General features: G+C 42.9%; 14 protein-coding genes. 9 read left to right on the top strand and 5 right to left on the bottom strand.

Features of this window, described 5'->3' with window-relative positions; all coding sequences use genetic code 11:
- From NWP22_RS18390 to NWP22_RS14360, 3 genes are all read left to right on the top strand, one after another.
- Positions 1-160, top strand: a 160-nt coding sequence (locus tag NWP22_RS18390; protein ID WP_271731716.1) for an HNH endonuclease, incomplete at its 5' end; no start/stop codon positions are given.
- Between the two features lie 36 nt (positions 161-196).
- Positions 197-580, top strand: coding sequence for a spore maturation protein (locus NWP22_RS14365; protein WP_342393880.1), 384 nt, complete (start codon positions 197-199; stop codon positions 578-580).
- Between the two features lie 20 nt (positions 581-600).
- Complete coding sequence (locus tag NWP22_RS14360) at positions 601-888, top strand: hypothetical protein (protein ID WP_280802020.1); 288 nt, start codon at positions 601-603, stop codon at positions 886-888.
- A gap of 87 nt (positions 889-975) precedes the next feature.
- Here the strand turns inward: NWP22_RS14360 and NWP22_RS14355 are convergent, their stop codons facing one another.
- Positions 976-1,428, bottom strand: coding sequence for a hypothetical protein (locus NWP22_RS14355; RefSeq protein ID WP_280802019.1), 453 nt, complete (start codon positions 1,426-1,428; stop codon positions 976-978).
- 91 nt (positions 1,429-1,519) lie between these two features.
- Between NWP22_RS14355 and petN the strand changes: the two genes are divergently transcribed.
- Both petN and NWP22_RS14345 read left to right on the top strand, forming a co-directional pair.
- Positions 1,520-1,609, top strand: a complete 90-nt coding sequence (petN, locus tag NWP22_RS14350; protein ID WP_006195543.1) for a cytochrome b6-f complex subunit PetN — start codon at positions 1,520-1,522, stop codon at positions 1,607-1,609.
- Positions 1,610-1,616: 7 nt separating this feature from the next.
- Complete coding sequence (locus NWP22_RS14345; protein ID WP_271733447.1) at positions 1,617-1,778, top strand: hypothetical protein; 162 nt, start codon at positions 1,617-1,619, stop codon at positions 1,776-1,778.
- 115 nt (positions 1,779-1,893) lie between these two features.
- On the opposite strand, the gene NWP22_RS14340 is transcribed toward NWP22_RS14345, so the two are convergent.
- The 4 genes from NWP22_RS14340 to NWP22_RS14325 all read right to left on the bottom strand — a co-directional run bounded on the left by NWP22_RS14340 (position 1,894) and on the right by NWP22_RS14325 (position 6,159).
- Complete coding sequence (locus tag NWP22_RS14340) at positions 1,894-2,757, bottom strand: acyl-CoA desaturase (RefSeq protein WP_271733446.1); 864 nt, start codon at positions 2,755-2,757, stop codon at positions 1,894-1,896.
- A 474-nt stretch (positions 2,758-3,231) separates the two neighbouring features.
- The gene (locus tag NWP22_RS14335; RefSeq protein ID WP_271733444.1) at positions 3,232-4,641 is read right to left on the bottom strand and encodes an NAD(P)(+) transhydrogenase (Re/Si-specific) subunit beta; all 1,410 of its coding nucleotides are present in this window, start codon (positions 4,639-4,641) and stop codon (positions 3,232-3,234) included.
- A complete protein-coding gene (locus NWP22_RS14330; protein ID WP_271733442.1) occupies positions 4,638-4,931 on the bottom strand; it encodes an NAD(P) transhydrogenase subunit alpha part 2 in 294 nt (97 codons plus the stop codon). The genes NWP22_RS14335 and NWP22_RS14330 overlap by 4 nt, the downstream gene beginning before the upstream one ends.
- Before the next feature lie 61 nt (positions 4,932-4,992).
- A complete protein-coding gene (locus NWP22_RS14325) occupies positions 4,993-6,159 on the bottom strand; it encodes a Re/Si-specific NAD(P)(+) transhydrogenase subunit alpha (protein WP_271733441.1) in 1,167 nt (388 codons plus the stop codon).
- A 740-nt stretch (positions 6,160-6,899) separates the two neighbouring features.
- On the opposite strand from NWP22_RS14325, the gene NWP22_RS14320 reads away from it, so the two are divergent.
- From NWP22_RS14320 to NWP22_RS14305, 4 genes are all read left to right on the top strand, one after another.
- Positions 6,900-7,451, top strand: coding sequence for a DUF2808 domain-containing protein (locus NWP22_RS14320; RefSeq protein ID WP_271733440.1), 552 nt, complete (start codon positions 6,900-6,902; stop codon positions 7,449-7,451).
- Positions 7,452-7,647: 196 nt separating this feature from the next.
- Positions 7,648-7,782: a 50S ribosomal protein L34 gene (rpmH, locus tag NWP22_RS14315; RefSeq protein ID WP_271733439.1), complete on the top strand. Its 135-nt coding sequence runs from the start codon at positions 7,648-7,650 to the stop codon at positions 7,780-7,782.
- A 21-nt stretch (positions 7,783-7,803) separates the two neighbouring features.
- A complete protein-coding gene (gene rnpA / locus NWP22_RS14310; RefSeq protein WP_271733438.1) occupies positions 7,804-8,208 on the top strand; it encodes a ribonuclease P protein component in 405 nt (134 codons plus the stop codon).
- A complete protein-coding gene (locus NWP22_RS14305; protein ID WP_271733437.1) occupies positions 8,195-8,587 on the top strand; it encodes a PH domain-containing protein in 393 nt (130 codons plus the stop codon). Before rnpA ends, NWP22_RS14305 begins: the two co-directional genes overlap by 14 nt.
- Positions 8,588-8,793 lie beyond the last annotated feature (206 nt).

The following is an 8,793-nucleotide window of genomic DNA, read 5'->3' as shown; positions in this document are numbered from 1 at the left end:
CTCCAAAGGTGGAAAAGATGAATATAAGAATCTACAACTATTGCACAGACATTGCCACGACAAGAAGACAGCCAGAGATGGAAGTCTTACAGGTATTCATGACAAGAACCATATCACTGAGGAGCCGTATGAGGTGAAAGTCTCACGTACGGTTTTGTAGACGAGTCGGTTGGGTGACTGACCGGCTTAGTTTAATATTATTCCGTTTTTAGTGGCGATTTTTGTAGCTATTGGGATGTTTCGTGCTAGTGGCGCTCTGGATATCCTCACAGCCATAGTTTCTCCCCTTACCTCACTCATCACCCTTCCCCCTGAAGCTTTACCCATGGCATTAATTCGCCCTCTTTCCGGTAGTGGTTCCTTTGGGTTGATGTCGGAAATTATCAAAAATGACCCGGACAGTTTTCTGTCTTTTCTGGTTTCTACTATGCAAGGTTCCACGGAAACTACCTTTTATGTTATGGCAGTGTATTTTGGTAGTATTGGCATTGTTCGCACCAGCTATACACTTCCGGCGGCGCTGTGTGCTGATGCAGCGGGAATGCTGGCATCTTTGGCAATCTGTCGCATAATGTTTTAACGTAGATGTATTCTCAGCCAATGAATATCTTTAAAACCATTGTTACGATCATCAAAGTGATATCGACAATTTTTATCTCCGCTGCCATTGGCTGGGAATTGTGTAATATTTATATAGTCACACCCAGCAGCCTGAATTTTATTTTTTGGCTGGAACGTTTTGCCATTAGCGCCCATTTAATTGAGGCGGTGATTGGGGGTTTTTATGCCGGGAGAAAACAAGAAACACCTATCAAATATGGGATTTATACGTTTTTTGTGGGTACGGTTGCTTTGATGGAATTGTTTGCTCCAGAGGAAATTAGTTGACGGTTGACGGTTGACGGTTGACGGTTGACGGTTGACTGTACTAAGGGGCGATCGCTATGAAGAGGGAACAGAAATTGTGTATGAATCTTAGTTTAGTTGCTCCCTATCATTTGTGGAGGGGAAAGGTTTAACCCAGCGGATTTGTATAGCTGTATCAAGGGCGATCGCCCCCATGGCGAACCAAAATATACTTTCCCCGGCTTGGACTAAATCAGGTATAATATTATCGGTAGAGTTGAGCTGCGTTAAGCCCCGCACTAAACCGAAAGCCAGTACAGCACCGGATTTAAGTTGAGTGTTGTTATCTGTGCGGATAATGTAGCGGTAGGTAACACCAAAGAGGAAACCAGACAAACCAGCGATTCCCCCAGTCAGCCACCAATGAAAATTAATATTTGTATATAGACTTGCCAGTGTGGGAAAATACTGTACTAACACCATAGTATTTACCAGACTGGTAATTAGGAAGGCAAGACTTAAGGAAATAGCCGAAATTATTCCAGCTTTGAGAGATTCTAGGCGTTCGGCCATGGTTTGCATATCTGAAGTTTCCTTGGCTTTTGTTTATGCAGCCCTTTGACATTATTATGGGATTAGAGACGTTTTGTAATTATTGAGAAAGTGTAAGACTATGGCAACTTTAACACTTGGTTGGGTATCGCTGTTGGTTGTGTTTACTTGGTCAATTGCGATGGTAGTGTGGGGACGTAACGGACTATAGGGGAATCGTGGAAAATCCATTCCTAAATATTTTGGCCTTACTGGCCTTGCTGCTGCTGGTAGCGGTGACTGGTGGGGTTGGTTATCTGACCTTAGCAGATTGGCGCGATCGCCGTCGCCGAGAAGAGGAAAAACGCGAACTGCGACGCACTTCTCCCAAACGACGATAATTCGTTATTTGTAGGGACGTGATTTGATCATGTTCCTACACCATTTTTGAGTATTTCTCCTATTTGAGTTGGCGCAAGTATCACATCCGAAAAGGTGGTAATACTACTTTTTAGCTCAACTATGAGACTGGTCATAAATTGTTTGAGGAGGAGTTCTTAAATTCCAAACAATTCCCAGCCATGATAATAGGGTAAGAATGTAATGAGTAATATCTATTTCCCACCAATAGAAACCTTGACGTTCTGATGCGGGATAATAATGATGATTATTATGCCAACCTTCACCTAAAGTAATTAAAGCTAAAAACAGATTATTGCGACTATTATCCGAGGTATTAAAACGACGGTAACCAACGATATGGGCGAGAGAATTAATTGTAAAAGTTGAGTGATAAACCAGGACAGTACTTAAACAGAACCCCCAGATAAGCATCTGCAAACCAGATGTTTGTAGGCCAGGAAGATAAATCTGAAACAATATGCCGATAACAGTAACGGCGATTGCTAGCAAGATAGGCACCAGCATATGAAAACGGTTTAAATACTGTAACTCTGGGTATTTGGCAAAATCTCGGATCTTGCGTTCATCAGTCTGAGAATATTGAGGAGAGACTACCCAACCAATATGTGACCACCAGCCACCATGAATAATGGGGGAATGAATATCTTGTTCTGTATCTGCATAGTTGTGGTGATGACGATGATGTGCAGCCCACCATAATGGGCCTAACTGCGCCGAAGCATTACCTAAAACCGCCAGAATAAACTGAAAAAAACGGGTTGTTTGATAAGTACGGTGTGAAAAATAACGGTGGTATCCGGCGGTGATGCCAAACATCCGCACAAACCATAATAATAAACAAGTAATTAAAGCAGTCCAACTAAAACCTACCCAAAAAATCAATAATCCACCAATATGAACTGATATAAAAGGGATATTACCTACAAAATCTATTTGACGTTCTTGTTTTGATAACATATAAATATACTGAGTAATGACACACCCTGATTATTTAATCTTTGTTGTTTTCAAAGACCAAATTCTGAAAATCAAAATCTAAATTTTTCTTAGATCCATAAAATTTGACCCATCCATCTTGTGCAGTTTGTTATGTAGTGGGTTGACAGCATATTTTCTGATCAAAGTGTAGTGTTGCGGGCTGCTTATGGCTAGCCTACACAAGCTATCGACTGAGCGCTGACGGCGAAGTTTTGCCAGCTATTGATTTACCTCACCCAGATGAAATGTGCTGTGTCAGCAGACAAATTCAACAATATTGATTATCGGGCATTTTTGGTCATCGAGACTTAGTTCAATTTCAAAATTTTACATTTTGATTAGCTTCTATCATTAGGCATATTAGATTGATCTGTTGTGAAATAATCTTGGCAGAAAAAACTTGCCCCAGGAACATGATACCTCCCAGGGCAAGCTGACCCTTGAAAATAGTCCTTAAAGCTGCTTTACCTCGGAAACCAACTTAGAAACCATATCTTTGGCGCTACCAAAAAGCATGGTAGTTTTTTCTTTGTAGAATAATTCATTATCTACACCGGCAAAACCCGTACTCATGCCGCGCTTAATGACAATTGTCTGCTTTGCCCGATCTACTTCCAAAATCGGCATACCATAAATGGGGCTATTGGTATCGCTGCGGGCTGCTGGATTGACCACATCATTGGCACCAATTACTAAAGCCACATCCGCCCCTTCCAATTGGGGATTGATATCATCCATGTCATACAACTGGGTATAAGGCACATTGGCTTCTGCGAGTAACACATTCATATGCCCCGGCATTCGACCGGCGACGGGGTGAATAGCATACTTAACATCAACGCCCATGCGTTCTAATTGATCTGCTAATTCCCTGACAGTGTGCTGGGCTTGGGCTACAGCCATACCATAACCAGGGACAATGACGACGTTACGAGCATAACCTAACATCATTGCTCCTTCTTCGGGGTCAATGCTGCGGACTGTTTGATTGGTTGTAGTACCTGTAGCACCGCCACCACTAGGAGCGGACGCTTCCCCACCAAAGGCACCAAACAGCACGTTAAATAATGAACGATTCATCGCTTTACACATAATCTGGGTGAGGATTAAACCCGATGCGCCCACCAGTGCGCCAGCGATAATCAACATATTGTTCATGACCACAAACCCTGCGGCTGCGGCTGCTATCCCAGATAGGGAGTTTAATAGGGAAATGACTACAGGCATATCGCCCCCACCAATGGGGAGGACGAACATAACACCCAATACTAAAGAAACTCCTACCACGGCGAAGAATATGGGTAGGCTGTCGGGTGTGATGATTAAATAGACACTACCTACTAAGTAGGCAGCCAGTAGGGCGAGGTTAAATGGTTGTTGGAAAGGTAATTTAATGGGAGAGCCACTGATTAAACCTTGCAATTTGGCGAAGGCGATAAAACTACCTGTTAAGGTGACACCACCGATTAAGACATCCAGTAAAATGGAAATGTTTACATCTAGAGGTATGGGTTGGGCATTGCCAATTAACCGCCAGAACTCGGCAACGGCGATGAGTGCGGAAGCAGCACCACCTAAACCATTAAGTAAACCCACCATTTGGGGCATTTCCGTCATTTGGACTTTGTAAGCGGCGATCGCACCAATTCCGGCACCAATAGCCAAGCCGACTAAAATCATCTCATAGTTGAGTACCTGCTGATCTAAGAGTGTGGCGACAATGGCCAGCAGCATCCCCACAGCCGAGATCACGTTACCGTTACGTGCTGTAGCTGGGGAACCCAGTTTCTTTAAACCCAGGATAAATAATGATGCAGCGACCAGGTACGTCAGCTGAATCCCAGTTGGTAGAAAATCGCTCACGCCTTAACTTCCTTTTTCTTGAACATTTGCAACATCCGATCTGTGACGAGAAAACCACCGACAACGTTAACTGTCGCTAGTACCACAGCAATTAAACCGAGAATTACTGATATACTGGTATCTTTAGCACCAGCAGCTACAATTGCCCCTAATACAGCAATACCAGAAATGGCATTGGAGCCTGACATTAAGGGGGTGTGTAAAGTCGGTGGGATTTTGTTGATCACTTCAAAGCCAATAAAGGATGCCAAAACAAATACAAATAAAGCAGCGAGTAATGCTTCGGTCATGAACTGAAATCTCCTGTTTGTAACCACAGATGCACACAGATAGGTTTTGAGGGGCGGTTAGTTAAGTGCCGATTTGAGGACTCAAAGCTTTTAGCGCATCCTGCACTCTTTGATTGCGAATTTCCCCGGCGTGGGTAATGCAAGCCGCATCAATGATGTCGTCAGCAAAATCTACTTGTAGAGTTTTATCTTTGATTAATAATTGCAGCAAGGATGTTAAGTTCTTAGAATACAGCTGGCTAGCGTGAACTGGCATTGATGAGGGTAAGTTGATGGGGCCAATAATCGTCACGCCATTCCAGAGAATATCTTTACCTGCTTGGGTGCAAGCACAGTTACCCCCTTGTTCGGCTGCTAGATCTACAATTACTGAACCCGGTTTCATTTGTGCTACCATTTCCTCTGTTACTAGTCTTGGTGCTTTTCTCCCGGGTACTTGGGCGGTGGTAATCACGACATCGGCATTTTTCACGTGTTCCGCCACAACTTCCTGGGTACGTTGTTTACTAGCTTCGGAAATTTCTTTGGCATATCCTCCCGCTGCAGTTGTTTCTTCTTCGAGTTTGACTTCGACGAATTTCGCCCCCAGACTTTGCACTTCTTCTTTGACTGCGGGACGAATATCAAAGGCTTCTACTACCGCACCTAAGCGTCTGGCTGTGGCGATCGCTTGCAATCCCGCTACACCAGCCCCCATAATAAATACTTTAGCTGGGGCGATAGTGCCGGCGGCTGTGGTCAGCATCGGGAAATATTTAGGTAATGCAGCAGCGGCAATTAATACTGCTTTATATCCTGCTAGTGAAGCTTGGGAAGACAAAGCATCCATACTTTGCGCTCTGGTCGTACGGGGGATCATCTCCATACTCAAAGCTGTAATGTGCCGATTTGCTAGTTCCTGTACTACTGCGGGATTTCCCAAAGGATTAAGGAAACTGATTAACACAGATCCCTGTCGCAGTAATTCTATTTCTGAGCCGCCATTTTCTCGCTCTTTTGGTGGGCTAACTTTGAGTACAATATCTGCTTCACTCCATAATTTAGCTGGATCAGTTATAACTGTTGCTCCTGCTGCTTCGTAGGCAGAATCGCTAAAACAAGAGCCTTCTCCCGCACCTTTTTCTACCCATACTTCCAAACCTTGTTTCACTAACCGGGTAACGGTGTCAGGATTTAATGCCACACGTCGTTCACAAACTTCAATTTCTTTAGCAACTGCTATTTTCATGAAATCTCCTGGAGATAAATACCTCTTTTTTGGGCGTCACTGTCTGAGATGGCTTTTCCTGGTAGATAAACCCTTAAATACTTTTGCTTTTCTGTGTTGTAACCTCACTTCGCCCCTTGCAGATTTGACACTTGCCGATAGTCACAAATAGATTCACATATTACAAATCCTAAATTGATTACTAATTTTGCATCTTTCTCTTTAGTTTGTTTTAGGCATTGCAAAATTTTAGTATTCTTTCTTTACATATTTTTTTAGCGTTATTTTTTAATGATTGCTGCTTTGAATCAAGCTCATTTTCCTCAATCTATCCCTTGATTGGCCAATGCCCCCAGCACTGCGCTGGTGCGCAATCGCTGATTAGATAGATCAGTTTTTATCACAAAACCTTTGGAATTAGATGTATTTAGAAATATTTAGCAACAAAATTGATTTCTACTTAGTCTAAATTATAACTATATATAGGACTCCTATTTGATTTTTGAACAAGACTCAGTACACATGGCAATTCTTCTTACCTGTTCCCTGTTCCCTGTTCCCTGTTCCCTACCTAGACAAATCAATTCAGAAACCAAACCGGATTTCTATATTTTGAGTAAAACTTAAGCTTTCAAGAGTGATGGCACTTTTTGCTTCAATTTAACGTCAATTACCAGGGTGTCAGTAGTAAAGTTGAGTTAAGAGGACTCAAGACTTAGTTTATATCACTAACCTGTTTTCTGGTGGAGGAAACCTAGACTATGCAAAATTTACAATTTCCTGGTTGTGATCGTCAACTGCTTGTGAGACTTGTTTCGGCTCTAGCCGTCACTAGCTCTTTGTTGACTGGGTTTCCAGTCATAACTGTAGCTCAAGGCTTACCGGGACTGACGCTATTTGGCGGCGTTAGCAGTAAAAATCAGCTTCCCTTTAGATTAGACTTTGGCGGACAGGCTAATAGCTGGGAGCGATTCAGACTGCGAATACCAGCCAAAAAAATGAACTTAGCCGCATCTCAGTTTGTGGTTAGCTACCCAGATTATTACGAAGGAAGTTTCGACCCGAACAAAGTGGAGGTCAAAGTCAAAGGTGAAAAAGTTCCCCTAGATGAAGTCAAATGGAACAAAGAAGCTCGCCGTATAGAAATTTTCCCCCAAAAGCCGGTAGCAGCCGGAGGAGAAGTTGAGTTAGTGCTGTCAGACGTCAAAACACCGAGTTTTGGGGGGATGTATTATTTTAACTGTCAGATTCTCTCTCCTGGGGATTTACCCTTAGAGCGTTATGTGGGAACCTGGGTTTTGAGTATCTCTTGAGCAATCATTTTTACTAAGGGCGGGTATGCCTAGGCTACGGAAGATATCACAGATTTGCTTAATTATTAACGATGGTCTTGATCAACCCGCCTGATTAATTGTTGAGGACATTTAAAAAAAATATCATTTTTAGTTCTGGAAGTGATATAGTAAGGGATTGTAACTTTTTATAAAAATCGCCTAAGAGGAGAACGGGATGAAGAGGACCCTGGGCGGCACTTGCCGTAAAAGAAAAAGAACTTCTGGTTTTCGGGCTAGGATGCAGACACCAACAGGAAGAAATGTGATCCGATCCAGAAGAAAAAGGGGACGTCATCGTCTGAGCGTTTAGGAAATTTCAAGAAGACCAGATGTGGCTTTGCCCAAAGCAAATCGATTAAAATCTCGAAAAGATTTCCAAGCAGTTTTCCGGGAAGGAATTCGTCGTCACAGTTCTCATTTCACATTGAGAGCTTTAAAACCTTCAGGGTTGAAAAAGCCTTCCTTGGATACTGTAATCAGTGAGCAGCCACTATCGAGCACAAAATTTGGCGTTTCTATTAGCACAAAAGTCAGCAAAAAAGCAGTAATTCGTAATCGGATCAAACGCCAGATTACAGCTGCACTGCATGAGCTATTGCCAAAATTGTTTCCAGGTTGGCGGCTAGTCATTGTTGTCAAACCAGCAGCAGCAGAATCTCAGTGCGTAAGCCAGCAATTTCTGCAAGAATTAAAAGAGTTGTTGGTAAAAGCTGAGGTGTTTGATGGGCATTCGTGAAGAAGTTTATTATGAGGGAGGCCCCCACATCGGGGACTTAATCCTCAATGTGTTGATTGGACTAACTGTCGTCGGGCTACCATTGACTGTGGGAGCCATTGTCAGAGCATTATGGCTACGTTTCCGCATCACTGACCGCCGGATTTCCGTAACGGGAGGTTGGAGAGGAGGCGATCGCACGGATATCATTTATTCAGAGATTGTGAAAATTGTCAAAGTTCCCCGTGGCATTGGCTTTTGGGGAGATATGGTATTAACCCTCAGAAATGGTAGTCGCCTAGAAATGCGGGCTGTTCCCAATTTCCGCCAGACTTATGACTACATCAATGAAAGAGTTAAAGCTAAAAATCCCCTATATAGCGCTGCGGCTGACAAGTAATAGGGAGCTAGTCCTAAGCTGACTATTTTATAGACAAAGCTATACTTATGTTGACAAGTATTGACATAAGTGAGTTAAGAAAATCGCCCACTTGATATATAATCCTACGATATCAAGTATTGAATTAAGACTATTGCCAACGCGAAAACCAAGCAATGATAGCGGTAGTCTTTCTTGGAAATCTTAACTTGAGAAATATCGCGTCT

Source organism: Anabaenopsis tanganyikae CS-531, from assembly GCF_029891675.1.
Lineage (GTDB): Bacteria > Cyanobacteriota > Cyanobacteriia > Cyanobacteriales > Nostocaceae > Anabaenopsis > Anabaenopsis arnoldii.
The sequence above is the reverse complement of the archived record's forward strand: the minus strand, read 5'-3'. Positions and strand labels throughout refer to the sequence as shown.

Bases quoted from the DNA above. Each gene is read 5' to 3' on its own strand.
- NWP22_RS14360 (WP_280802020.1), top strand. From the start codon at position 601: ATGAATATCTTTAAAACCATTGTTACGATCATCAAAGTGATATCGACA.
- NWP22_RS14355 (WP_280802019.1), bottom strand. From the start codon at position 1,428: ATGCAAACCATGGCCGAACGCCTAGAATCTCTCAAAGCTGGAATAATT.
- petN (WP_006195543.1), top strand. From the start codon at position 1,520: ATGGCAACTTTAACACTTGGTTGGGTATCGCTGTTGGTTGTGTTTACT.
- NWP22_RS14340 (WP_271733446.1), bottom strand. From the start codon at position 2,757: ATGTTATCAAAACAAGAACGTCAAATAGATTTTGTAGGTAATATCCCT.
- NWP22_RS14330 (WP_271733442.1), bottom strand. From the start codon at position 4,931: ATGACCGAAGCATTACTCGCTGCTTTATTTGTATTTGTTTTGGCATCC.
- NWP22_RS14325 (WP_271733441.1), bottom strand. From the start codon at position 6,159: ATGAAAATAGCAGTTGCTAAAGAAATTGAAGTTTGTGAACGACGTGTG.
- NWP22_RS14320 (WP_271733440.1), top strand. From the start codon at position 6,900: ATGCAAAATTTACAATTTCCTGGTTGTGATCGTCAACTGCTTGTGAGA.
- rpmH (WP_271733439.1), top strand. From the start codon at position 7,648: ATGAAGAGGACCCTGGGCGGCACTTGCCGTAAAAGAAAAAGAACTTCT.
- NWP22_RS14305 (WP_271733437.1), top strand. From the start codon at position 8,195: ATGGGCATTCGTGAAGAAGTTTATTATGAGGGAGGCCCCCACATCGGG.